This window comes from Klebsiella sp. K47, assembly GCF_051858335.1.
Lineage (GTDB): Bacteria > Pseudomonadota > Gammaproteobacteria > Enterobacterales > Enterobacteriaceae > Klebsiella > Klebsiella pneumoniae.
Genome location: NZ_JBPYUI010000002.1, coordinates 197,334 through 219,676, shown reverse-complemented (window position 1 = coordinate 219,676; position 22,343 = coordinate 197,334). Strand labels below are relative to the sequence as shown.

General features: G+C 54.7%; 25 protein-coding genes and 2 tRNA genes. 20 read left to right on the top strand and 7 right to left on the bottom strand.

Translation table 11 applies throughout. From position 1 onward, the window contains the following. Nucleotides 1-3 precede the first annotated feature (3 nt). From mlaD to murA, 5 genes are all read left to right on the top strand, one after another. A complete protein-coding gene (gene mlaD, locus RRF55_RS02865; protein WP_002918387.1) occupies nucleotides 4-555 on the top strand; it encodes an outer membrane lipid asymmetry maintenance protein MlaD in 552 nt (183 codons plus the stop codon). An 18-nt stretch (nucleotides 556-573) separates the two neighbouring features. Beyond that, a complete protein-coding gene (gene mlaC, locus RRF55_RS02860) occupies nucleotides 574-1,209 on the top strand; it encodes a phospholipid-binding protein MlaC (RefSeq protein ID WP_002918386.1) in 636 nt (211 codons plus the stop codon). Beyond that, nucleotides 1,209-1,496, top strand: coding sequence for a lipid asymmetry maintenance protein MlaB (gene mlaB, locus RRF55_RS02855; RefSeq protein WP_004185850.1), 288 nt, complete (start codon nucleotides 1,209-1,211; stop codon nucleotides 1,494-1,496). Before mlaC ends, mlaB begins: the two co-directional genes overlap by 1 nt. 139 nt (nucleotides 1,497-1,635) lie before the next feature. Then, a complete protein-coding gene (gene ibaG / locus RRF55_RS02850; RefSeq protein WP_004144910.1) occupies nucleotides 1,636-1,890 on the top strand; it encodes a BolA family iron metabolism protein IbaG in 255 nt (84 codons plus the stop codon). A 53-nt stretch (nucleotides 1,891-1,943) separates the two neighbouring features. Further along, nucleotides 1,944-3,203, top strand: coding sequence for a UDP-N-acetylglucosamine 1-carboxyvinyltransferase (murA, locus tag RRF55_RS02845; protein WP_002918382.1), 1,260 nt, complete (start codon nucleotides 1,944-1,946; stop codon nucleotides 3,201-3,203). Between the two features lie 55 nt (nucleotides 3,204-3,258). Here murA and sfsB read toward each other — a convergent pair whose 3' ends face one another. Both sfsB and ispB read right to left on the bottom strand, forming a co-directional pair. Beyond that, nucleotides 3,259-3,531 (bottom strand): DNA-binding transcriptional regulator SfsB, encoded by a 273-nt coding sequence (gene sfsB / locus RRF55_RS02840; RefSeq protein WP_002918381.1) that lies wholly within the window; start codon nucleotides 3,529-3,531, stop codon nucleotides 3,259-3,261. 197 nt (nucleotides 3,532-3,728) lie between these two features. Continuing rightward, nucleotides 3,729-4,700 (bottom strand): octaprenyl diphosphate synthase, encoded by a 972-nt coding sequence (ispB, locus tag RRF55_RS02835; protein WP_004144907.1) that lies wholly within the window; start codon nucleotides 4,698-4,700, stop codon nucleotides 3,729-3,731. A gap of 260 nt (nucleotides 4,701-4,960) precedes the next feature. Between ispB and rplU the strand changes: the two genes are divergently transcribed. The 4 genes from rplU (at nucleotide 4,961) to cgtA (ending at nucleotide 7,803) form a co-directional block, all read left to right on the top strand. Then, the gene (gene rplU, locus RRF55_RS02830; protein WP_002918379.1) at nucleotides 4,961-5,272 is read left to right on the top strand and encodes a 50S ribosomal protein L21; all 312 of its coding nucleotides are present in this window, start codon (nucleotides 4,961-4,963) and stop codon (nucleotides 5,270-5,272) included. Between the two features lie 20 nt (nucleotides 5,273-5,292). Next, complete coding sequence (gene rpmA / locus RRF55_RS02825; protein ID WP_002434222.1) at nucleotides 5,293-5,550, top strand: 50S ribosomal protein L27; 258 nt, start codon at nucleotides 5,293-5,295, stop codon at nucleotides 5,548-5,550. 93 nt (nucleotides 5,551-5,643) lie between these two features. Continuing rightward, nucleotides 5,644-6,609, top strand: a complete 966-nt coding sequence (locus tag RRF55_RS02820; protein WP_004149938.1) for a DMT family transporter — start codon at nucleotides 5,644-5,646, stop codon at nucleotides 6,607-6,609. Between the two features lie 15 nt (nucleotides 6,610-6,624). Further along, nucleotides 6,625-7,803, top strand: a complete 1,179-nt coding sequence (cgtA, locus tag RRF55_RS02815) for an Obg family GTPase CgtA (protein WP_032415626.1) — start codon at nucleotides 6,625-6,627, stop codon at nucleotides 7,801-7,803. Nucleotides 7,804-7,854: 51 nt separating this feature from the next. Here the strand turns inward: cgtA and dacB are convergent, their stop codons facing one another. Then, complete coding sequence (gene dacB / locus RRF55_RS02810; RefSeq protein WP_004149937.1) at nucleotides 7,855-9,288, bottom strand: serine-type D-Ala-D-Ala carboxypeptidase; 1,434 nt, start codon at nucleotides 9,286-9,288, stop codon at nucleotides 7,855-7,857. A gap of 235 nt (nucleotides 9,289-9,523) precedes the next feature. Between dacB and greA the strand changes: the two genes are divergently transcribed. Continuing rightward, nucleotides 9,524-10,000: a transcription elongation factor GreA gene (gene greA, locus RRF55_RS02805; protein WP_002918375.1), complete on the top strand. Its 477-nt coding sequence runs from the start codon at nucleotides 9,524-9,526 to the stop codon at nucleotides 9,998-10,000. A 152-nt stretch (nucleotides 10,001-10,152) separates the two neighbouring features. On the opposite strand, the gene yhbY is transcribed toward greA, so the two are convergent. Continuing rightward, nucleotides 10,153-10,446: a ribosome assembly RNA-binding protein YhbY gene (gene yhbY, locus RRF55_RS02800; protein ID WP_002918374.1), complete on the bottom strand. Its 294-nt coding sequence runs from the start codon at nucleotides 10,444-10,446 to the stop codon at nucleotides 10,153-10,155. Between the two features lie 123 nt (nucleotides 10,447-10,569). Between yhbY and rlmE the strand changes: the two genes are divergently transcribed. The 7 genes from rlmE to RRF55_RS02765 all read left to right on the top strand — a co-directional run bounded on the left by rlmE (nucleotide 10,570) and on the right by RRF55_RS02765 (nucleotide 16,706). Next, nucleotides 10,570-11,199 carry a 23S rRNA (uridine(2552)-2'-O)-methyltransferase RlmE gene (gene rlmE / locus RRF55_RS02795; RefSeq protein WP_002918373.1) on the top strand — a complete coding sequence of 210 codons (630 nt, stop codon included), beginning with the start codon at nucleotides 10,570-10,572 and terminating at the stop codon, nucleotides 11,197-11,199. Between the two features lie 99 nt (nucleotides 11,200-11,298). Further along, entirely contained in the window at nucleotides 11,299-13,233 is a 1,935-nt protein-coding gene (ftsH, locus tag RRF55_RS02790; protein ID WP_002918372.1) for an ATP-dependent zinc metalloprotease FtsH, read from the top strand. A gap of 93 nt (nucleotides 13,234-13,326) precedes the next feature. Continuing rightward, entirely contained in the window at nucleotides 13,327-14,175 is an 849-nt protein-coding gene (folP, locus tag RRF55_RS02785) for a dihydropteroate synthase (protein ID WP_002918371.1), read from the top strand. Then, the gene (glmM, locus tag RRF55_RS02780) at nucleotides 14,168-15,505 is read left to right on the top strand and encodes a phosphoglucosamine mutase (protein WP_002918370.1); all 1,338 of its coding nucleotides are present in this window, start codon (nucleotides 14,168-14,170) and stop codon (nucleotides 15,503-15,505) included. The genes folP and glmM overlap by 8 nt, the downstream gene beginning before the upstream one ends. A gap of 229 nt (nucleotides 15,506-15,734) precedes the next feature. Further along, on the top strand, nucleotides 15,735-16,064 hold the full coding sequence (secG, locus tag RRF55_RS02775; protein WP_002918369.1) for a preprotein translocase subunit SecG: 330 nt from the start codon (nucleotides 15,735-15,737) through the stop codon (nucleotides 16,062-16,064). 9 nt (nucleotides 16,065-16,073) lie between these two features. Beyond that, nucleotides 16,074-16,160: transfer RNA gene (locus RRF55_RS02770), tRNA-Leu, on the top strand. 297 nt (nucleotides 16,161-16,457) lie between these two features. Next, nucleotides 16,458-16,706: a hypothetical protein gene (locus RRF55_RS02765; RefSeq protein WP_014906872.1), complete on the top strand. Its 249-nt coding sequence runs from the start codon at nucleotides 16,458-16,460 to the stop codon at nucleotides 16,704-16,706. A 41-nt stretch (nucleotides 16,707-16,747) separates the two neighbouring features. Here the strand turns inward: RRF55_RS02765 and RRF55_RS02760 are convergent, their stop codons facing one another. The 3 genes from RRF55_RS02760 to argG all read right to left on the bottom strand — a co-directional run bounded on the left by RRF55_RS02760 (nucleotide 16,748) and on the right by argG (nucleotide 19,783). Then, nucleotides 16,748-17,299, bottom strand: coding sequence for a YfaZ family outer membrane protein (locus tag RRF55_RS02760; protein WP_032415624.1), 552 nt, complete (start codon nucleotides 17,297-17,299; stop codon nucleotides 16,748-16,750). A gap of 341 nt (nucleotides 17,300-17,640) precedes the next feature. Further along, nucleotides 17,641-18,270, bottom strand: coding sequence for a winged helix-turn-helix transcriptional regulator (locus RRF55_RS02755; RefSeq protein ID WP_004185827.1), 630 nt, complete (start codon nucleotides 18,268-18,270; stop codon nucleotides 17,641-17,643). A 169-nt stretch (nucleotides 18,271-18,439) separates the two neighbouring features. Next, on the bottom strand, nucleotides 18,440-19,783 hold the full coding sequence (argG, locus tag RRF55_RS02750; protein ID WP_004144895.1) for an argininosuccinate synthase: 1,344 nt from the start codon (nucleotides 19,781-19,783) through the stop codon (nucleotides 18,440-18,442). Nucleotides 19,784-20,090: 307 nt separating this feature from the next. On the opposite strand from argG, the gene RRF55_RS02745 reads away from it, so the two are divergent. From RRF55_RS02745 to nusA, 3 genes are all read left to right on the top strand, one after another. Next, nucleotides 20,091-20,167, top strand: a tRNA-Met gene (locus RRF55_RS02745). A gap of 208 nt (nucleotides 20,168-20,375) precedes the next feature. After that, complete coding sequence (gene rimP, locus RRF55_RS02740; RefSeq protein ID WP_002918364.1) at nucleotides 20,376-20,828, top strand: ribosome maturation factor RimP; 453 nt, start codon at nucleotides 20,376-20,378, stop codon at nucleotides 20,826-20,828. 27 nt (nucleotides 20,829-20,855) lie between these two features. Then, entirely contained in the window at nucleotides 20,856-22,343 is a 1,488-nt protein-coding gene (nusA, locus tag RRF55_RS02735) for a transcription termination factor NusA (RefSeq protein ID WP_002918252.1), read from the top strand.

Sequence of the window (22,343 nt, the reverse complement as noted above, 5' to 3'; positions counted from 1 at the left end):
TTCATGCAAACGAAAAAAACTGAAATCTGGGTAGGGGTGTTCTTACTGGTGGCGCTGCTGGCGGCGCTGTTTGTCTGCCTGAAGGCGGCGAACGTCACCTCGCTACGCACCGAGCCGACTTATCGCCTTTATGCGACTTTCGATAACATCGGCGGCCTGAAGGCGCGCTCGCCGGTGCGCATCGGCGGCGTGGTAGTGGGGCGGGTAGCGGACATTACGCTCGATCCGAAAACCTATCTGCCACGCGTGGAGCTCGATATCGATGAGCGCTACAACCATATCCCGGATACCAGTTCGTTGGCGATCCGCACCTCTGGCCTGCTGGGCGAGCAGTACCTGGCGCTGAACGTCGGTTTTGAAGACCCGGACCTCGGGACGACTATCCTTAAAGACGGCGGCACTATCCAGGACACCAAGTCCGCCATGGTGCTGGAAGATCTGATTGGTCAGTTCCTTTATAACAGTAAGGGCGGCGACAATCAGAATTCTGGCAATGATAAGGCCGAGGCAGAAGGTCATACTGACGCGACGCCGGCAGCCGGCACGACGCATTAATTTCAGGAGAAATACGATATGTTTAAACGCTTACTCATGGTCGCCATGCTGGTGATTGCCCCGCTGACCGCCGTCCAGGCCGCAGATCAGTCCAATCCGTATAAGCTGATGAATGAAGCGGCGCAGAAAACCTTCGATCGCCTGAAGAATGAACAGCCGAAGATTAAAGCTAATCCTAACTATCTGCGCGACATCGTCGACCAGGAGTTATTGCCGTATGTACAGGTGAAATATGCCGGCGCGCTGGTGCTGGGCCGCTATTACAAAGAAGCGACCCCTGCGCAGCGTGAGGCCTATTTTGCCGCCTTCCGTGAATACCTGAAGCAGGCCTACGGTCAGGCGCTGGCGATGTACCATGGGCAGACTTACCAGATTGCTCCGGAGCAGCCGCTGGGCAGCGCAACCATCGTTCCGATCCGCGTCACTATCATCGACCCGAACGGTCGTCCGCCGGTACGTCTTGACTTCCAGTGGCGTAAAAATACCCAGACCGGCAACTGGCAGGCCTACGATATGATCGCGGAAGGGGTGAGCATGATCACCACCAAACAGAATGAGTGGAGCGATCTGCTGCGCACCAAGGGCGTTGATGGCCTGACCGCGCAGCTGAAAGCGATCTCTGCGCAGCCGATCACCCTGGAACAGAAAAAATAATGAGCGGGCAGCTGAGCTGGACTCGCGAGGGCGAGACGCTGGCGCTGCACGGGGAGCTGGATCAGGATCTGCTGGTCCCGCTCTGGGAGGCGCGCGCCCAGGCGACGGCGGGAACGGCGATCATCGATCTCAGTCAGACCACGCGCGTGGACACCGCGGGCCTGGCGCTGTTAGTGCATTTTATGGCGCTGATTCGCCGTCAGGGCCGGGAAGCGCAGCTGGTCGGCAAGAGCGAAAACCTGCAAACGCTGATCGGTCTTTACAACCTGCCTGCCGATCTGATCTGATAATCTTTTCAGTGCCTTAGCACTGAAGCTATTCCGAAAGCCCTGGCAATCTTTTCGCCGGGGCTTTTTGCTTGTTTAAGACCGCGCCACTTTCCTCTAAGATGTTGGGCTGTTTTCACTATCAGATAAATTTGAGCCCATGGAAAATCATGAAATTCAGACCGTGCTGATGAACGCACTCCCCCTCCAGGAAGTCCACGTCTCTGGCGATGGCAGCCACTTTCAGGTTATTGCTGTGGGTGAGATGTTCGATGGCATGAGTCGGGTGAAAAAGCAGCAGAGCGTCTACGCGCCGCTGATGGAATATATTGCCGACAACCGCATCCATGCGCTGTCGATCAAGGCCTTTACTCCGCAGGAGTGGGCGCGAGACCGCAAACTCAATGGCTTCTAAGCTGTGGGGGATCCCCTGCAGCGTATGTGAATTTTTAATAGAGAACAGAATCAATGGATAAATTCCGTGTTCAGGGGCCGACTCGCCTTCAGGGTGAAGTCACCATCTCCGGGGCAAAAAACGCCGCCCTGCCAATCCTCTTTTCCGCGCTGCTTGCCGAAGAGCCGGTAGAGATCCAAAACGTACCTAAGCTGAAAGACATCGATACCACCATGAAGCTGCTGAGCCAGCTGGGCGCGAAGGTCGAGCGCAATGGTTCGGTATGGATTGACGCCGGCCCGGTCGATGTATTCTGTGCTCCGTACGATCTGGTGAAAACCATGCGCGCCTCTATCTGGGCGCTGGGCCCGTTGGTGGCACGTTTCGGTCAGGGGCAAGTTTCTCTGCCTGGCGGCTGCGCTATCGGCGCGCGTCCGGTCGATCTGCATATTAGCGGTCTGGAGCAGCTGGGCGCCGAGATCAAACTGGAAGAAGGTTATGTCAAAGCCTCGGTCAGCGGTCGCCTGAAAGGCGCGCATATTGTGATGGATAAGGTGAGCGTCGGCGCCACCGTAACCATCATGAGCGCAGCGACGCTTGCGGAGGGAACGACGATTATTGAAAACGCCGCTCGCGAGCCGGAGATTGTCGATACCGCCAACTTCCTGAACGCGCTGGGCGCAAAAATCACAGGCCAGGGTAGCGATCGCATTACCATCGAAGGCGTGCAGCGCCTGGGCGGCGGCGTCTACCGTGTGCTGCCTGACCGTATTGAAACCGGGACTTTCCTGGTGGCCGCGGCGATTTCCGGCGGCAAGATCCTCTGCCGTAACGCGCAGCCGGATACCCTGGATGCCGTACTGGCGAAGCTGCGCGACGCCGGGGCTGACATCGAAACGGGCGAAGACTGGATCAGCCTCGATATGCACGGCAACCGTCCGAAAGCGGTCAACGTGCGTACCGCGCCGCACCCGGGCTTCCCGACCGATATGCAGGCCCAGTTCACGCTGCTTAACCTGGTAGCGGAAGGGACCGGCGTGATCACCGAAACGATCTTTGAAAACCGCTTCATGCACATTCCGGAGCTGATCCGTATGGGCGCGCACGCGGAGATCGAGAGCAATACCGCTATCTGTCACGGCGTGAAGCAGCTTTCTGGCGCGCAGGTGATGGCGACCGATTTGCGCGCGTCGGCGAGCCTGGTGCTGGCCGGCTGTATCGCTGAAGGGACCACCATCGTCGATCGCATCTATCATATCGATCGCGGCTATGAGCGTATCGAAGATAAACTGCAGGCGCTGGGCGCCAATATTCAACGCGTGAAGGGCGAGTAACCGCGTCCTGACAGCGCCCCGGGACGTTGTTCCGGGTCGCTGTCGAGCAATCACATCACTTGTCGATCTTCTTCTGACGCATCATCTGCGTTCTGTCGATAAACTCATGAGTTACCGGGTCGTGGTAGCGTGACGGCCAGATGACCCACGGCTGCGTTTCCAGCGCTGTGGCGATAATCAATTCGCCTTTCGGCCAGGGGCGGGTCAGGGCGTTCGCCAGCGTTGAAGAACTTAGTCCGTGCCGTCGCGACTCTGCCGCCAGCGATGTTCCCCGTTTACGTAATCCCGCAACAATATCTGCGGGATGCCAGTCGATGAACTTATCCATAAATTCTCCTGGTGTTAAAGGTCCAGATCGTCCCACATGGGCGATAGAGACACTATACCCGCGTACTATGTAGGGTTCTAACAAGTTCTGTTAAAGCGCCGGAATATTCAGAATCTATCAAGATATTCGGAAGTTTAGGGAGAGAAATGGCATTTTACTGGAACTTTCCCGCGCGTCGCGCGGGAAAGGAGGGGGGATTAATGATCGCGCTGGACTGCAATATGCGCCAGCCCAATCAAGGCTTCGCGCCAGGGCGTGTCCGGGAGGATCTGCAGCGCGGCAATGGCTTTGTCAGCTTCTTCTTCGGCACGCTTCTGCGTCCATTCCAGCGAACCGCAGGTCGCCATCGTTTCCAGCACAGCATCCAGTAGATGGCGGCCGTTGCCTTGCTCGATCGCACCGCGGATCATCGCTGATTGATCGGGTGTGCCATGGTGCATGGCGTGCAGCAGCGGTAGCGTGGGTTTACCTTCGTTCAGGTCGTCACCGACGTTTTTACCGAGCCGCTCGCCGTCAGAGCTATAATCGAGTAAATCGTCGATTAGCTGGAAAGCGGTGCCGAGATAGCGGCCATAATCCTGCAACGCGCGCTCTTCTTCCGCAGTGCAGTCGGCCAGCAGTCCCGCACACTGCGAGGCAGCTTCAAACAGGCGCGCCGTCTTGCTGTAGATAACGCGCATGTAGTTCTCTTCGGTGATATCCGGGTCATTGACGTTCATCAGCTGCAGCACTTCGCCTTCGGCAATGACGTTCACCGCTTCCGACATGACCTCAAGGATCTTCAGCGAGCCCAGCTGGGTCATCATCTGAAAGGCGCGGGTATAGATAAAATCGCCGACCAGCACGCTGGCGGCATTGCCAAACGCCGCATTGGCCGTGGCTTTGCCGCGACGCATATCAGACTCATCGACGACGTCGTCATGCAGCAGGGTGGCGGTATGAATAAATTCAATCAGCGCGGCAATGGTGACATGCGCGCTCCCCTGATAGCCCACCGCGCGTGCGGCGAGCACAGCAATCATCGGGCGAATGCGTTTGCCGCCGCCGCTGACGATGTAATAGCCTAACTGATTGATAAGCTGAACATCGGAGTTGAGTTGCTCAAGAATCGTCGCATTGACACCCGCCATATCTTGCGCGGTTAACTCATTGATTTTTTCTAAATTCATCGCAAAAGCCGGGCCAAATGTCCTGTTACCATGAATCCAGGTGGGATCACAGAAGGATTAAGACAGAATTAAAAGAAGATATGATTGTACTGAAAAATTGCCGTAGATAAACGTTGTCGTGAAAGTTGTGTTTTTTTTCTGCATTGATCGCTAATCGCTCTTGTCAAAGGCTCGCGTTTTGCGTAATATTCGCGCCCTATTGTGAATATTTATAGCGCACTCTGAATCACATAAAGAGGTGCGCGGAAGCGGAGTTTTATATGTACGCGGTTTTCCAAAGTGGTGGTAAACAACACCGAGTAAGCGAAGGTCAGACCGTTCGCCTGGAAAAGCTGGACATCGCAACTGGCGAAGCTGTTGAATTCGCTGAAGTGCTGATGATCGCAAACGGTGAAGAAATCAAGATCGGCGTTCCTTTCGTTGAGGGCGGCGTAATCAAAGCTGAAGTTGTTGCTCACGGTCGTGGCGAGAAAGTTAAAATCGTTAAGTTTCGTCGTCGTAAACACTATCGTAAGCAGCAGGGCCATCGTCAGTGGTTCACTGATGTGAAAATCACTGGCATCAGCGCCTAAGACCTGAGGAGTAGATTTAAATGGCACATAAAAAGGCTGGCGGCTCGACTCGTAACGGTCGCGATTCAGAAGCTAAACGTCTGGGCGTAAAACGTTTCGGCGGTGAAGCAGTTCTGGCAGGTAGCATCATCGTTCGTCAACGTGGTACTAAATTCCACGCTGGTACCAACGTTGGTTGCGGCCGTGACCACACTCTGTTCGCTTTGACTGACGGTAAAGTCAAGTTCGAAGTTAAAGGCCCGAAAAACCGTAAATTCATCAGCATCGTTGCTGAATAAGTTTTTCGCGTCCCGGTAACGGATGAAAGCCCCGCAACACGTTGCGGGGCTTTTTACATTCGTCTACCGGAAAATTTTTGCAGGGAAACAGGCATGAAGCAGCAGGCTGGGATTGGCATTATTCTGGCGCTTACCACCGCAATGTGTTGGGGAGCGTTGCCGATTGCAATGAAACAGGTTCTCGAGGTGATGGCGCCGCCTACGGTGGTCTTTTATCGCTTCCTGATGGCCAGCATTGGGCTTGGCGCGATCCTCGCGATCAAAGGCAAACTGCCGCCGATGCGAATTTTTCGCAAGCCGCGCTGGCTGGTGTTATTAGCGATTGCCACCGGCGGTCTGTTCGGTAACTTCATCCTGTTTAGTTCTTCCCTGCAATACCTCAGCCCCACGGCTTCTCAGGTCATCGGCCAGCTATCGCCGGTGGGGATGATGGTGGCTAGCGTCGTAATTCTGAAAGAGCGCATGCGCGGCACCCAGGTGGTGGGCGCGTTGATGCTGCTCAGCGGGCTGGTGATGTTCTTCAATACCAGTCTGATTGAAATCTTTACCCGCCTGACGGACTACACGTGGGGGGTAATTTTCGGCGTTGCTGCCGCTACGGTGTGGGTAAGCTACGGCGTCGCGCAAAAGGTGTTATTGCGCCGTCTGGCATCACAGCAGATACTATTTTTGCTGTACACTTTGTGTACGATTGCATTACTGCCACTTGCTGAGCCCGGAGTGATTTCCCGGTTAAGCAGCTGGCAACTGGCATGCCTGATTTTTTGCGGGCTGAATACCCTGGTCGGCTACGGGGCGCTGGCGGAAGCCATGGCGCGCTGGCAGGCGGCGCAGGTCAGCGCGTTAATCACCTTGACGCCACTGTTTACGCTACTGTTTTCTGATTTATTATCAATGGCCTGGCCCGATGTTTTCGCCAGACCGATGTTAAACCTGATTGGTTATCTCGGTGCGTTTGTCGTGGTTGCGGGCGCGATGTATTCCGCCATCGGTCATCGTCTTTGGGGACGTTGGCGTAAGCGAGAGGCGGTAGTACCGCTGCCCCGCTCAGGCGAATGATTTACGGAGAGTAAAATGAAGTTTGTAGATGAAGCAACGATCCTGGTCGTAGCAGGTGACGGCGGCAATGGTTGCGTAAGCTTCCGCCGCGAAAAGTATATTCCGAAAGGCGGTCCGGATGGCGGCGATGGCGGCGATGGCGGCGATGTCTGGCTGGAAGCGGACGAGAACCTGAACACCCTGATCGACTACCGTTTTGAAAAATCGTTCCGCGCCGAACGTGGGCAGAATGGTCAAAGCCGCGACTGTACCGGTAAGCGCGGTAAAGACGTGACGGTAAAAGTGCCGGTCGGCACCCGGGTTATCGATCAGGGCACCGGCGAGACCATGGGCGATATGACCAAACACGGTCAGCGTCTGATGGTGGCGAAAGGCGGCTGGCACGGTTTGGGCAACACCCGTTTCAAATCGTCCGTTAACCGTACGCCGCGTCAGAAAACCATGGGTACCCCGGGTGATAAACGCGACCTGCAGCTGGAGCTGATGCTGTTGGCCGATGTCGGGATGCTGGGCATGCCGAACGCCGGCAAATCCACCTTCATCCGTGCGGTCTCCGCCGCCAAGCCGAAAGTGGCTGACTATCCGTTTACCACCCTGGTGCCAAGCCTGGGCGTGGTGCGTATGGACAATGAAAAGAGCTTCGTAGTTGCCGATATCCCGGGGCTGATTGAAGGCGCAGCGGAAGGGGCTGGCCTCGGTATCCGCTTCCTCAAGCACCTCGAGCGCTGCCGCGTACTGCTGCACCTCATCGATATCGATCCGATCGACGGCTCCGATCCGGTTGAGAATGCGCGCATTATCATCGGCGAGCTGGAGAAATACAGCGAGAAGCTAGCCTCCAAACCACGCTGGTTAGTTTTCAACAAGATTGACCTGATGGACAAGTCCGAAGCCGAAGCCAAAGCCAAAGCGATTGCCGAAGCGCTGGGTTGGGAAGAGAAATTCTACCTGATCTCCGCGGCTAGCCAGCAGGGCGTGAAAGAGCTGTGCTGGGACGTGATGACCTTCATCATCGAAAACCCGATCGTGCAGGCGGAAGAAGAGCAGAAGCCGGAGAAAGTCGAGTTTATGTGGGACGACTATCACCGTCAGCAGCTTGAAGAGGCCGAAGCCGAAGCAGAAGATGACGAAGACTGGGATGACGACTGGGATGAGGACGACGAAGAAGGCGTCGAATTCATCTACAAACGCTAATCCTGACTTCTCTGGATCAAAAAGGGCCGCATCTGATGCGGCCCTTTTGTTTTAATTGTTCTGGTACAAATCTTTATACAAGCGGCTTTCAAAGCGGACCAGTGGGATGCGGCGATTGCGCTGATCAGCTGGCTCCACGGCGTATCCGGAGAGATATTGCACGAAGGCCACCTTTTGTCCGCTGGCGGTAGTGATGAAGCCTGCGAGGTTATAAACCCCCTGGAGCGACCCGGTTTTCGCCGAAACTTTACCATCGACGCCCGCCTGATGAAGACCGGCGCGATACTGCAGCGATCCGTCATGGCCCGCCAGCGGCAGCATGGAGATGAAGTTGAGCTCGGTATCGTGCTGGGCGATATACTGCAGCACCTGCATCATGGTCGCCGGGGCGATCAGGTTGTGGCGCGACAGGCCAGAGCCGTCGGCGATGATAGTATTGCCGAGATCGACCCCAGCCTGTTGACGCAGGATCTGCCGTACGGCATCGGAGCCCGCCCGCCAGGTGCCAGGTACGCCGAACCGGGCGTGGCCGATGGTGCGAAAGACGGTGTCGGCAATCATGTTGTCTGACTTCTTCAGCATGATCCGCAGCAGATCGTGCAGCGGAGCCGACTGGCTGGTTGCCAGCACGGTGCCGGGCTCATTGGCCAGCGTCTGGCGCAGCAGCGTGCCGCTGTAGGTGATCCCCGCCTGGGCCAGCTCGGCTTTGAGGATCGCTCCGGCATAGCTGGCGCCATCCTGAATGGCGAAGGCCAGAGGCAGCGGCTCGCTACGCTGCGGCAGGCAGCCGGTGAGAGTATAGCGATTGAGATCGCCCGGCACCACGTCGAGCTCGCAATACTGCGCTTCCGATGAGCCACGCGCCAGCGTTCGCACCTGGCTGAACATGGTGACCGGATAATAGGATGCAACGCGAATGAAGGCGACATCGCCCGGTTTCTGCGCGCTATACAGCGAGACAGAGAAGCAGTTACGGTCGACAATCGCCGCCGCCGGCGGGGCGCTGAAGCACTGCGTCAGGTCGTTCCACGGCCAGCCGGGCGCTTTGTCATGGCTGGCGAAGACCGACGTATCGATGAGCACATTGCCTTCGATACGCTGCACGCCGGCTTTTTTCAGCGTCGCCACCATATTGCGAATATCCTGCCGTTTAAGCGTCGGATCGCCGCCGAAGCGTGCAATCAGGTCGCCTTTCAGCACGCCGCCGTCAAGGGAACCTTTGGTTTCCAGCGTGGTGGTAAAGCGAAAATCGGGCCCCAGTTGCAGCAGTGCCGCCAACGCGGTGATGACCTTTTGCGTACTGGCCGGGAGCGCCATTTGCTGGCTGTGATAGTCGATTTCCGGCGTCGATGCGCCGACCTTTTGCGCCATAAAGGCAAGGTTCGCACCGGCGGGAAGCTGGTTGATGTACTCGTCAATATTCGCCGCCTGAGCGCTAAGCGCTATACCGGCGGTCAATCCGATGATAAATCTGGGAAATCGCATAATCTCGCGCTAACAACCTGAAGCCAGGCCGTCATACTACGGTGCAACGCCCAGTAAAGTAAACGATGACCCATAATGAACTTCGGGGTAAAATACCCATCAAATGAAAAATTGCTGCTGACCTGGGGAGTGTTTCCCGGGTCGGTTTCTTTTTGCTCGTGTCCTGCCCGTGGGCAGGACAGGTGGCGGAGCGGAGCTATCCGTTCCCTGAAGGAATGATAAAGAGGTATAACTAATGCAAGCGATTCCGATGACCTTACGTGGCGCTGAAAAACTGCGCGAAGAACTGGATTATCTGAAGTCTGTGCGTCGTCCTGAAATCATTGCCGCTATTGCTGAGGCCCGTGAACACGGCGATCTGAAAGAGAATGCCGAGTATCACGCCGCGCGTGAGCAGCAGGGTTTCTGCGAGGGGCGTATCAAGGATATCGAAGCGAAGCTGTCTAACGCGCAGGTTATCGATATCACCAAAATGCCGAACAACGGCCGGGTGATTTTTGGTTCTACCGTCAGCGTGCTGAACCTCGATACCGACGAGGAACAGACCTACCGCATCGTGGGCGATGACGAAGCTGATTTTAAGCAGAATCTGATCTCCGTGAACTCGCCGATCGCTCGCGGTCTGATCGGCAAAGAGCAGGATGACGTCGTGACTATCCGTACCCCGGGTGGGGAAGTGGAATACGAAATTACCAAGGTTGAATACCTGTAAGGCGTATTTCCCGCTACGATGTTTATAGATTGTAAAGAAAGGAAAAAGGCCGCATAGCGGCCTTTTATCAACGTCAGGAGCATGGCATTTTGCTCGCCTGGCCGCAGAAATCCCTCGTTTTACACAAAGTTGTGTCGAGATTCAGGATATTCTTAGCGTGGCAGCGAGATTTTACGCTCTGGCGTTGGGCGGTACAGAACCAGCGTTTTACCGATGACCTGTACGTTACAGGCGCCGGTTTCGCGTACGATGGCTTCCACGATCAAGGCTTTTGTTTCGCGATCTTCTGAGGCGATCTTCACCTTGATGAGTTCATGGTGCCCTAACGCTTGTTCGATCTCGGCCAGTACCCCTTCGGTCAAACCATTGTTGCCAAGCATAACTACCGGCTTGAGCGGATGTGCCAGACCTTTCAGGTGCTGTTTTTGTTTAGTACTCAGATTCATCGTATTTTTTTGCTTACGTTGGGATTGAAAACGGGTCATTCTACCGCCATCTCCCATATATCGCCAAACTACCGCGTCGATTTTTACGCAGTAAAGTACGATGAACCCGAACGGGAATGTTAAATGACAGGTAAAAAGCGTTCTGCCAGCTCAAGCCGCTGGCTTCAGGAACACTTTAGCGATAAATATGTTCAACAGGCACAGAAAAAGGGGTTACGTTCCCGTGCCTGGTTTAAACTTGATGAAATACAGCAAAGTGACAAAATTTTTAAGCCGGGGATGACGGTAGTCGACCTCGGTGCTGCTCCCGGTGGCTGGTCGCAGTATGCGGTCACGCAGATCGGCAACAGCGGCCGCATCATCGCTTGCGATCTTTTACCAATGGATCCAATCGTTGGTGTGGACTTCCTTCAGGGCGATTTTCGTGATGAATTAGTCCTGAAAGCGTTACTTGAGCGAGTGGGCGACAGTAAAGTCCAAGTTGTCATGTCCGATATGGCGCCGAATATGTGCGGAACACCGGCGGTGGATATTCCCCGGGCTATGTATCTGGTAGAACTGGCGCTTGAAATGTCTCGTGATGTATTAGCGCCAGGTGGTAGTTTTGTAGTGAAGGTGTTCCAGGGCGAAGGCTTCGATGAGTATCTTCGAGAAATTCGCTCCCTGTTTACGAAGGTCAAAGTTCGTAAGCCGGACTCTTCCCGCGCTCGTTCGCGTGAAGTGTATATTGTAGCGACCGGGCGTAAACCATAACCGGCAGATTTCAAACGAAAGTTTGAAAGAAACTGGATATAGAGTATCCTGACGCTGTTTTTAACACAGTTGTAATAAGAGGTTAATCCCTTGAGTGACATGGCGAAAAACCTAATACTCTGGCTGGTCATTGCCGTTGTGCTGATGTCAGTATTCCAGAGCTTTGGGCCCAGCGAGTCGAATGGCCGCAAGGTGGATTATTCTACCTTCCTGCAAGAGGTCAATCAGGACCAGGTTCGCGAAGCGCGTATCAACGGACGTGAGATCAACGTTACCAAGAAAGATAGTAACCGTTACACGACTTACATTCCGGTTAACGATCCGAAGCTGCTCGATAACCTGTTGACTAAAAACGTCAAAGTTGTTGGCGAACCACCAGAAGAGCCGAGCCTGCTGGCTTCCATCTTCATCTCCTGGTTCCCAATGCTGCTGCTGATCGGCGTCTGGATCTTCTTTATGCGGCAAATGCAGGGCGGCGGCGGGAAGGGCGCGATGTCCTTCGGCAAAAGCAAAGCCCGTATGTTGACGGAAGACCAGATCAAAACCACTTTTGCAGACGTTGCCGGGTGTGACGAAGCGAAAGAGGAAGTCGGCGAGCTGGTAGAATACCTGCGTGAGCCGAGCCGTTTCCAGAAACTGGGCGGTAAGATCCCGAAAGGCGTCCTGATGGTCGGCCCTCCGGGTACCGGTAAAACGCTGCTGGCGAAAGCGATCGCTGGTGAAGCGAAGGTACCGTTCTTTACCATTTCCGGTTCTGACTTCGTCGAAATGTTCGTCGGTGTGGGCGCTTCTCGTGTGCGTGACATGTTCGAACAGGCTAAGAAAGCAGCGCCTTGCATCATCTTCATCGATGAAATCGACGCCGTCGGCCGCCAGCGTGGCGCAGGCCTGGGCGGTGGTCACGATGAACGTGAGCAGACCCTGAACCAGATGCTGGTTGAGATGGACGGCTTCGAAGGTAACGAAGGTATCATCGTTATCGCGGCGACTAACCGTCCGGACGTTCTTGACCCCGCGCTGTTGCGTCCGGGCCGTTTTGACCGCCAGGTGGTGGTTGGCCTGCCGGATGTTCGCGGTCGTGAACAGATCCTGAAAGTGCATATGCGTCGCGTTCCGCTGGCGCCGGATATCGATGCGGCAATCATTGCGCGCGGTACCCCGGGCTTCTCCGGTGCGGATCTGGCCAACCTGGTCAACGAAGCGGCGCTGTTTGCTGCCCGCGGCAACAAACGCGTTGTGTCGATGGTTGAGTTCGAGAAAGCGAAAGACAAAATCATGATGGGTGCGGAACGTCGCTCCATGGTGATGACGGAAGCGCAGAAAGAGTCTACTGCTTATCATGAAGCGGGCCACGCGATTATTGGTCGCCTGGTGCCGGAGCACGATCCGGTGCACAAAGTGACGATTATCCCGCGCGGTCGTGCGCTGGGTGTGACCTTCTTCCTGCCGGAAGGCGATGCAATCAGCGCCAGCCGTCAGAAACTGGAAAGCCAGATCTCCACCCTGTACGGCGGTCGTCTGGCGGAAGAGATTATCTACGGTCCGGAACATGTTTCTACCGGTGCGTCCAACGATATTAAAGTGGCGACGAACCTGGCGCGTAACATGGTGACCCAGTGGGGCTTCTCCGACAAACTCGGTCCGCTGCTGTATGCGGAAGAAGAGGGTGAAGTCTTCCTCGGCCGTAGCGTCGCGAAAGCGAAGCATATGTCCGATGAAACCGCGCGTATCATCGACCAGGAAGTGAAATCGCTGATTGAGCGTAACTACGGTCGTGCTCGCCAGCTGCTGAACGACAACATGGATATTCTGCACGCGATGAAAGATGCGCTCATGAAGTATGAGACCATCGATGCGCCGCAGATTGACGACCTGATGGCTCGTCGCGAAGTTCGTCCGCCAGCGGGTTGGGAAGAACCTGGTTCTTCTAACAACTCTGACAACAATGGCACGCCTCGTGCGCCGCGTCCGGTTGATGAACCGCGTACGCCGAACCCGGGCAACACCATGTCAGAGCAGCTGGGCGACAAGTAAGCTACCGCTGTTGATGCTTGTTTAACCTTAAAACCCCGGGCGTCCGCTCCGGGGTTTTTCTTTTTTAACCTCTTCAGTCTCAGGGATTTTGTGATGAAACTTGTAGCCCAGGGCTCAACCCTCGATCTCTCTCACCCCCACGTGATGGGTATTCTAAATGTGACGCCTGACTCCTTCTCCGATGGCGGCGCCCATAATTCGCTGATTGAGGCGGTGAAGCATGCCAATCTGATGATCAACGCCGGCGCGACCATCATTGATATCGGCGGTGAATCGACGCGGCCAGGGGCGGCTGAGGTTAGTGTGGAAGAGGAGCTTGCGCGGGTGATACCGGTGGTTGAAGCCATTGCCCAGCGCTTTGAGGTATGGATCTCAGTGGATACCTCCAAGGCGGAGGTTATTCGCCAATCGGCCAGGGCCGGGGCGCATATCATCAACGATATTCGTTCGCTGACCGAGCCCGGCGCGCTGCAGGCTGCCGCGGAAACCGGACTGCCAGTGTGTCTGATGCATATGCAGGGACAACCAAAAACCATGCAGGAGGCGCCGAAGTATGAGGACGTCTTCGCCGATGTTGAGCGTTTTTTTAATGAGCACATTGTGCGCTGCGAACAGGCGGGGATCGCAAAAGAAAAATTGCTGCTCGACCCGGGATTCGGTTTCGGTAAAAATCTCTCCCACAATTACCAACTGTTGGCCAGGCTTGGGGAGTTTCATCACTTTGGTCTGCCGCTGCTGGTCGGTATGTCACGTAAGTCGATGGTAGGTCAGTTGCTGAACGTCGGGCCGTCGGAGCGGCTGAACGGCAGCCTGGCGTGTGCCGTCATTGCAGCAATGCAGGGCGCGCAGATTATCCGCGTCCATGATGTCAAAGAAACGGTAGAAGCGCTGCGCGTGGTGGAAGCCACCCTCGCCGCTAAGGGAAAAAAACGTTATGAGTAACCGCAAGTATTTTGGCACCGATGGTATTCGTGGCCGCGTCGGCGATGCGCCGATCACTCCGGAGTTTGTGCTCAAGCTGGGCTGGGCGGCGGGCAAAGTGTTAGCGCGTCACGGTTCGCGTAAAATTATCATCGGCAAGGATACCCGTATTTCGGGCTATATGCTGGAATCGGCGCTGGAAGCTGGACTGGCGGCAGCGGGGCTCTCTGCGTCGTTCACCGGGCCTATGCCGACACCGGCCATCGCCTACCTGACGCGCGCCTTCCGCGCCGAGGCGGGGATTGTTATCTCTGCTTCACATAACCCTTTCTACGACAACGGCATTAAATTCTTCTCCATTGAGGGCACCAAACTGCCGGATGATGTCGAAGAGGCGATTGAAGCCGAAATGGAGAAAGAGCTCACCTGCGTGGATTCGGCTGAGCTGGGCAAAGCCAGCCGTATCGTCGATGCGGCGGGGCGCTACATTGAATTTTGTAAGGGTACCTTTCCCAACGAACTGAGCCTGGGAACGCTGAAAGTGGTGGTGGATTGCGCGCACGGCGCGACCTATCACATCGCCCCTAATGTCTTCCGCGAGCTGGGAGCCCAGGTTATCGCGATGGGCTGCGAGCCAGACGGTCTCAACATCAACGAAGAGGTCGGCGCCACTGACGTGCGGGCGCTGCAGGCGCGCGTGCTGGCGGAAAAAGCCGATCTGGGTATTGCCTACGACGGCGATGGCGATCGGGTGATTATGGTTGACCACGAAGGCAATAAAGTCGATGGCGACCAGATCCTCTATATCATAGCCCGGGAAGGATTGCGTCAGGGGCAGCTGCGCGGCGGCGCCGTCGGCACGCTGATGAGTAATATGGGGCTGGAGCTGGCGCTCAAGCAGTTAGGCATCCCGTTTGCCCGCGCGAAGGTCGGTGACCGCTATGTACTGGAGATGCTCCAGGAAAAAGGCTGGCGCATCGGTGCGGAAAACTCCGGCCATGTGATCCTGCTGGATAAAACCACCACCGGCGATGGCATTGTTGCCAGCCTGCAGGTGGTCGCGGCGATGGTCCGCAACCACATGAGCCTGCATGACCTGTGCAGCGGGATGAAAATGTTCCCTCAGCTGCTGGTGAATGTCCGCTTTACCGAGGGCAGCGGTAACCCGCTGGAGAATGAGCACGTCAAAGCGGTGACCGCGGAAGTGGAGGCGGCGTTAGGAAAACGCGGCCGTGTCCTGCTGCGTAAATCGGGTACGGAGCCGCTGATTCGCGTGATGGTGGAAGGCGAGCATGAAGATCAGGTGCACGAGTTTGCGCACCGCATCGCTGAGGCGGTAAAAAGCGTTTAGCTTTGCCGGCTAAGTGGTTAAAAAGGCGGCGCTTGCCGCCTTTTTTATGATCGAAAATTGGCTTTTTGCTGTTTTTTTCTGCAGTTGATACAATGTGTCGAAATTGCCCTTGCGAAGGTCATTCGCTTTGGTTAGTATTCACACCCGCTTCAGTGGGAAACGTTAAAACGTCCCGCTTTATTGGTCGAAGCACTTGGTATGCGGCGAATCCGCAAGGAACAGGTTGATTATGTACGAAGCTCTTTTGGTTGTTTTCCTTATTGTAGCGATTGGCCTTGTAGGTCTGGTTATGCTGCAGCAAGGTAAAGGCGCTGATATGGGAGCCTCCTTCGGTGCAGGCGCTTCCGGCACACTGTTTGGGTCCAGCGGTTCTGGCAACTTTATGACCCGTATGACCGGCATCCTGGCTGCGCTGTTCTTCATCATCAGTCTGGCGCTGGGTAATATCAACAGCAACAAGACCAGTAAAGGAAGTGAGTGGGATAATCTGAGCGCGCCGAAAACGGAGCAAACTCAGCCAACTGCGCCGGCTCAGCCGACCAGCGATATCCCGCACTAAGTATTCTGTACCGAGGTGGTGGAATTGGTAGACACGCTACCTTGAGGTGGTAGTGCCCTAACGGGCTTGTGGGTTCGAGTCCCATCCTCGGTACCAATATTCCAGAAAAAAGACGCTGAAAAGCGTCTTTTTTTGTTTTTGTCCCCGCTGGACATTTATTTATAAACATCTCTTCGCTGGTTGCCTCCTTTTACTGTCGTTAAAGTCGCCTCGTCAAATTAACAGAGGTGAAGTGACACAATGAACAAGATCGGGTTGCTTATCGTCGCCGGCGTGCTCGGTTTAGCTGGGTGCAGTTCAACATCGCCCTCCCAAACAGTGGAGATGATTAATGCGCTAACCGTACCGGTATCGCCCAGTGAGTCTGGGACTACAGCGAATCATGCCCAGGCGGTGAGGCGCTATTTCCAGGACAATACGGCACTGATTAGTCGCCTTAACCATTCGTTGAAAAGTCATTATCTGCAGGACGTGGAGCGCCGCGATGTGTTCGACAGACACAGCGAGGCGTATAAAGTGTATGGCGCCCTGACCCGCCTGGAGCAGATGGCGTCCATGAATGAGGTTTACCGCAAAGAGAATAATGTTGCGGGCCTACAAGAGATCAACCGCGTACTGAAAAGCGTGCCGCTGACCAGCTGAGAATGAAACAGGGACTGCTGACCGGCAATCCCTGTGAAGAGTTAAAAGCGGAAGTTAACCCCGGCGTAAGCGCCGTCGGCCAGGGTGTTATCGCGATTGCCCTCTTTCCCTGCCATATCAATATAGCGATAGCCAGCTTCGATATTCAGAGATGGGAGCACGTTAAGGCGTACCCCGGCATTGGCCTCCACATAATCCTCAACGCCGCTGGACATTGAGTCCGGTGAGTAATAGCCCTCGCCGAAAAGCGTGAAATACTGACCAAGGGGGAGTTCAGCGCCACCACCGGCGGCGATGGCGTAACCTTCATCACCATCTTTTGGATTCAGATAGACCGCCTTACCGCCCAGGGTCATCAGAAAAGGGCCAAGGTTAAAGTTATAACCCATTCCCAGTCCTACACTATCTCCGTCGTTGTCGCTATGGGCCCACTGAGAACTGAACGTCATACCCGGTTCCCCGGCGCCAAAGCTGGCGGACAGATTGGTAAACTCGGCGCCAGCTTCTCCATGCAGGTTAACGGCTGCGCAGGCAGCGCTGCTGGCTCCCAAAGCGATCGTTACGGCAACCATTTTTGCAGCAATAGACTTCATTATTAAATTCCTTCAGATAAAAAAAAGCCCGATATGGGCGTTCGGGCATAATTAACGGGTTCGTGCATCTCATTGTTATGGTCGCGGCAGGCGAGGGGGCAACTCTCGCTACCGCCGCACACGTCTGGCCGATTTCCGCTGGCATATCCTGAGCCGGTGCAGACCCGGCGGTTAACGCCGTTTGTGGTCGTCTGCTGGCGAACTCAGTAATAGATTGTCTTCCGGGAAACCCAGGCGCTTAGCATAAAATTTTTGTTCTTTTAGCGGTAACGGTTATTGGTTTAAATTTAAACATCTTCCCCGCTGCAGCAAATAACAATAAATGATAGGAGGAGTGCGGGTCAGAATTTTTCAGGAAGTGAGACGATATTTTGTAAATAACCGCCGCGGGCAAAGGTAATATAACCGCCTTTCTTTAATGCTGACAATACATTGAGAATACTGCTACGCGACAGAAGGGTCCTGTCCTGAATATACTCAAGAATAGATACCCGCTGTCGGGTCTCTTCGCTTAATAGCATCATCTCCAGCAGATGGTTACGGATGACCGAATAGGTACGCTGCTGCAGGACCAGATCGTCACGATACACCATATACGAGGTATGATAAGCCAACAGGCTGGTCACCTCTTCCCATAGGTTATGCTGACGAAAAAGCGCCGAAGCCAGGTCATAGTCGATCCGTAGCAGTTCGCATGATACCTCGGCTCGCAGGCTGTGGCTGCGGCTGGGCTGCAGCATTTCCGCCACGCCGAAAAGATGCGGCTCATAGACGGTCACCATCAGTAGCCTGTCGGAATTACGAATAATCGACAGCTCGCCTTTTTTAAAAATAAAGAGCTGGGTTTTGCCTTTATATTCCCATGTCAGTCTTTTTCTGGCGATTGCGTTAACGGGTGTCGCGTGTGGCTCAAGTACATCGATCAGTCGGTCAATGGTCTTTTGCGGCCTGATCGGCGGTTTAATATTCATGATGTGTATCACCAGATATGAATTAATCAATTGAGGCTATTATAGTCAACAGTTTTGCTGGTCTGGCGATAAGGAAAAAATGCGTCATGGCATTTTTTTTACGTTGGTGGGTCATTCAAAATAAAAAGCCGGCGGTGAGCCGCCGGCGGAAAGCAACATTGTCAGGCGATTATTTGCCTTTGTTTTCCAGATTTTCAACCTGCGGTAAACCGGTTGCCGAGGAGGCGCTCAGCAGGCCAGACTGGGCATAGCCGAACAGCTTCTCGCGGGTATCGGTGATGTCCAGATTACGCATGGTCAGCTGGCCGATACGGTCTTCGGCAGTAAACATGGAATCGCCTTTTTCCATGGTCAGACGCTCCGCTTTATAGGTCAGGTTGTCTGATACCGTATTAAGGATCGAGTAGTCGTTACCGCGACGCAGTTCGAGGGTGACTTCGCCGGTGATCTGGCTGGCGACCCAGCGCTGCAGCGAATCACGCAGCATCAGCGCCTGGGAATCAAACCAGCGGCCCTGATACAGCAGGCGGCCCAACTGGCGACCGTGGGCGTGATATTGCTCAATCGTATCTTCGTTATGGATACCGGTCAGCAAACGCTCGTAGGCAATATGCAGCAGCGCCATCCCCGGAGCTTCATAAATGCCGCGGCTTTTCGCTTCGATAATCCGGTTTTCAATCTGGTCGCTCATGCCCAGGCCGTGACGACCGCCGATGCGGTTGGCTTCCAGCATCATCTCGACGTCATCGGCAAAGGTTTTACCATTCAGCGCCACCGGATGGCCCTGCTCAAAGCGTACGGTGACCTCTTCCGCAGGGATCTTCACGTTTTCGTCCCAGAACTTCACGCCCATAATCGGGTTGACGATCTTGACGCTGGAGTTCAGGAATTCGAGATCTTTCGCTTCATGGGTCGCGCCGAGCATATTGGAGTCGGTGGAGTAGGCTTTCTCGACCGACATCTTGTAATCAAAGCCGCAGGCGATCATAAATTCGGACATTTCGTGACGACCGCCGAGCTCATTGATAAAGTCGCTGTCCAGCCACGGTTTGTAAATCTGCAGTTCAGCGTTGGTCAGCAGGCCGTAACGATAGAAACGTTCGATATCGTTGCCTTTATAGGTGCTGCCATCGCCCCAAATGTTAACGCCGTCTTCTTTCATCGCCGCCACCAGCATGGTGCCGGTGACCGCGCGGCCTAGCGGCGTGGTGTTGAAGTAGGTCAACCCACCGGTGGTGTTATGGAAAGCGCCACACTGAATCGCGGCGATCCCTTCTGCGACCAGCTGTTTGCGGCAGTCGATCAGACGGGCGCCTTCAGCGCCGTACTCTTTCGCGCGGCGCGGGATAGCATCGTAGTCGTCTTCGTCCGGTTGACCCAGGTTAGCGGTATATGCATAAGGCACGGCGCCTTTTTTGCGCATCCATAACAGCGCGGCGCTGGTATCCAGTCCACCAGAGAAAGCGATACCAATACGTTGACCAACCGGGAGATGCTTGAGAATCGTCGTCATAAAATAAAACCCTGCTCGATAGACTGTGGTGAGTTCGACCCAACAACCTTAACTGCATTTTTATGCATTAATTGTGAGTATTCATTTAACCATCTTTTACTGGCGACAGGAAGTGCTTCATCATCTTTTTGCTAAAAAAGCCTGAAATACCAGCACAAACGGCAATCGGGGACGCTAAAAAGCATGTTGACAAAATATACTAATCGCCGTTACAATTCATCTCGATTTTATGTCCCGTCTTCGGTACCAAATCCCAGCAGTATTTGCGTCTTTTGCTCAAAAAGAGTAAAATATGCCACGTTTCAGGCGCGGGGTGGAGCAGCCTGGTAGCTCGTCGGGCTCATAACCCGAAGGTCGTCGGTTCAAATCCGGCCCCCGCAACCACTTTCCCATTAAGTACTTTTTCAAATATACTGTGAGGACTAGGTGTCCTTCGTAGCCGAATTTGAAAGAATTCTTGCGGAAGGTGTTCCAGATCGCCATGGCGATCTCAGGGTTCAGTTATCTAAAGCCCCGATTTATCGGGGTTTTTTGTTATCTGACTTCAGAATAACTGGGCTATACGCCCTTTTTTTATGTCTTGGGGGTGGGTTTGTCCACATTAGAGCAAAAATTGACAGAGATGCTCACTGCGCCGGTTGAAGCGCTTGGCTTTGAGCTGGTCGGCATCGAATTTATTCGCGGTCGCACATCCACACTGCGCATCTATATTGATAGTGAAGATGGCATCAACGTTGATGATTGTGCTGATGTGAGCCACCAGGTAAGCGCCGTCATGGATGTCGAAGACCCGATCACTGTCGCTTACAACCTGGAAGTCTCTTCGCCTGGTCTTGACCGTCCGATGTTCACCGCCGAACACTATCAACGTTTCACCGGCGAAGAAGTTGCGCTGGTGCTGCGCATGGCGGTTCAGAACCGCCGCAAATGGCAGGGCATTATCAAAGCGGTAGACGGTGAGATGATCACGGTAACCGTCGAAGGCAAAGATGAAGTGTTCGCGCTGAGTAACATCCAGAAGGCGAACCTGGTTCCCCACTTTTAACAGTCTGGATTGAGGTGAAAGGCCCCGATGAACAAAGAAATTTTGGCTGTTGTTGAAGCCGTTTCCAACGAAAAAGCGCTGCCGCGTGAGAAAATTTTCGAAGCGCTGGAAAGCGCGCTGGCAACGGCCACCAAGAAAAAATACGAACAAGAGATCGACGTTCGCGTTGAAATCGACCGCAAGAGCGGCGATTTCGATACCTTCCGTCGTTGGCTGGTTGTAGAAGAAGTCACCCAGCCGACGCGCGAGATCACGCTGGAAGCAGCGCGTTTCGAAGATGAAAGCATGAACGTCGGCGACTATGTCGAAGATCAGATCGAATCTGTTACCTTCGACCGTATCACCACCCAGACCGCTAAGCAGGTTATCGTGCAGAAAGTCCGCGAAGCCGAGCGCGCGATGGTGGTCGATCAGTTCCGCGAGCACGAAGGTGAGATCATCACCGGCGTGGTGAAAAAAGTGAACCGCGACAATATCACACTGGATCTGGGTAACAACGCTGAAGCCGTGATCCTGCGTGAAGATATGCTGCCGCGTGAAAACTTCCGTCCGGGCGACCGCATTCGCGGCGTACTGTACGCTGTCCGTCCGGAAGCGCGTGGCGCCCAGCTATTCGTCACCCGTTCCAAACCTGAGATGCTGATCGAACTGTTCCGCATCGAAGTGCCGGAAATCGGTGAAGAAGTGCTGGAGATCAAAGCGGCGGCTCGCGATCCGGGCTCTCGTGCCAAAATCGCGGTGAAAACCAACGACAAGCGCATCGACCCGGTTGGCGCTTGCGTCGGTATGCGCGGTGCGCGTGTGCAGGCCGTGTCGACTGAGCTGGGTGGTGAACGCATCGATATCGTCCTGTGGGATGATAACCCGGCGCAGTTCGTGATTAACGCTATGGCGCCGGCAGACGTCGCGTCCATCGTGGTGGATGAAGATAAACACACCATGGATATCGCGGTAGAAGCGGGCAACCTGGCGCAGGCGATCGGCCGTAACGGTCAGAACGTCCGCCTGGCTTCACAGCTCAGCGGCTGGGAACTCAACGTCATGACCGTTGACGATCTGCAGGCTAAGCACCAGGCGGAAGCGCATGCCGCTATCGATACCTTCACCAAATATCTTGATATTGATGAAGATTTCGCGACAGTGCTGGTTGAAGAAGGCTTCTCCTCGCTGGAAGAGCTGGCCTATGTGCCGATGAAAGAACTGCTGGAAATCGACGGTCTGGATGAAGCCACCGTTGAAGCACTTCGTGAGCGTGCGAAAAACGCACTGACTACGCTGGCGCTGGCTCAGGAAGAAAGCCTGGGAGATAACAAACCTGCCGATGATCTGTTGAATCTCGAAGGTCTGGATCGTGCCCTGGCATTCAAACTGGCTGCCCGTGGTGTTTGTACGCTGGAAGATCTCGCCGAGCAGGGCGTTGATGACCTGGCTGATATCGAAGGGATGACCGACGAGAAAGCTGGCGAGCTCATCATGGCCGCTCGCAACATTTGTTGGTTCGGCGACGAAGCGTAA

Excerpts from the sequence above, each read along its gene's own strand:
- mlaD (WP_002918387.1), top strand. The coding sequence starts at position 4 with ATGCAAACGAAAAAAACTGAAATCTGGGTAGGGGTGTTCTTACTGGTG.
- mlaC (WP_002918386.1), top strand. The coding sequence starts at position 574 with ATGTTTAAACGCTTACTCATGGTCGCCATGCTGGTGATTGCCCCGCTG.
- mlaB (WP_004185850.1), top strand. The coding sequence starts at position 1,209 with ATGAGCGGGCAGCTGAGCTGGACTCGCGAGGGCGAGACGCTGGCGCTG.
- ibaG (WP_004144910.1), top strand. The coding sequence starts at position 1,636 with ATGGAAAATCATGAAATTCAGACCGTGCTGATGAACGCACTCCCCCTC.
- murA (WP_002918382.1), top strand. The coding sequence starts at position 1,944 with ATGGATAAATTCCGTGTTCAGGGGCCGACTCGCCTTCAGGGTGAAGTC.
- sfsB (WP_002918381.1), bottom strand. The coding sequence starts at position 3,531 with ATGGATAAGTTCATCGACTGGCATCCCGCAGATATTGTTGCGGGATTA.
- ispB (WP_004144907.1), bottom strand. The coding sequence starts at position 4,700 with ATGAATTTAGAAAAAATCAATGAGTTAACCGCGCAAGATATGGCGGGT.
- rplU (WP_002918379.1), top strand. The coding sequence starts at position 4,961 with ATGTACGCGGTTTTCCAAAGTGGTGGTAAACAACACCGAGTAAGCGAA.
- rpmA (WP_002434222.1), top strand. The coding sequence starts at position 5,293 with ATGGCACATAAAAAGGCTGGCGGCTCGACTCGTAACGGTCGCGATTCA.
- RRF55_RS02820 (WP_004149938.1), top strand. The coding sequence starts at position 5,644 with ATGAAGCAGCAGGCTGGGATTGGCATTATTCTGGCGCTTACCACCGCA.
- cgtA (WP_032415626.1), top strand. The coding sequence starts at position 6,625 with ATGAAGTTTGTAGATGAAGCAACGATCCTGGTCGTAGCAGGTGACGGC.
- dacB (WP_004149937.1), bottom strand. The coding sequence starts at position 9,288 with ATGCGATTTCCCAGATTTATCATCGGATTGACCGCCGGTATAGCGCTT.
- greA (WP_002918375.1), top strand. The coding sequence starts at position 9,524 with ATGCAAGCGATTCCGATGACCTTACGTGGCGCTGAAAAACTGCGCGAA.
- yhbY (WP_002918374.1), bottom strand. The coding sequence starts at position 10,446 with ATGAATCTGAGTACTAAACAAAAACAGCACCTGAAAGGTCTGGCACAT.
- rlmE (WP_002918373.1), top strand. The coding sequence starts at position 10,570 with ATGACAGGTAAAAAGCGTTCTGCCAGCTCAAGCCGCTGGCTTCAGGAA.
- ftsH (WP_002918372.1), top strand. The coding sequence starts at position 11,299 with ATGGCGAAAAACCTAATACTCTGGCTGGTCATTGCCGTTGTGCTGATG.
- folP (WP_002918371.1), top strand. The coding sequence starts at position 13,327 with ATGAAACTTGTAGCCCAGGGCTCAACCCTCGATCTCTCTCACCCCCAC.
- glmM (WP_002918370.1), top strand. The coding sequence starts at position 14,168 with ATGAGTAACCGCAAGTATTTTGGCACCGATGGTATTCGTGGCCGCGTC.
- secG (WP_002918369.1), top strand. The coding sequence starts at position 15,735 with ATGTACGAAGCTCTTTTGGTTGTTTTCCTTATTGTAGCGATTGGCCTT.
- RRF55_RS02760 (WP_032415624.1), bottom strand. The coding sequence starts at position 17,299 with ATGAAGTCTATTGCTGCAAAAATGGTTGCCGTAACGATCGCTTTGGGA.
- RRF55_RS02755 (WP_004185827.1), bottom strand. The coding sequence starts at position 18,270 with ATGAATATTAAACCGCCGATCAGGCCGCAAAAGACCATTGACCGACTG.
- argG (WP_004144895.1), bottom strand. The coding sequence starts at position 19,783 with ATGACGACGATTCTCAAGCATCTCCCGGTTGGTCAACGTATTGGTATC.
- nusA (WP_002918252.1), top strand. The coding sequence starts at position 20,856 with ATGAACAAAGAAATTTTGGCTGTTGTTGAAGCCGTTTCCAACGAAAAA.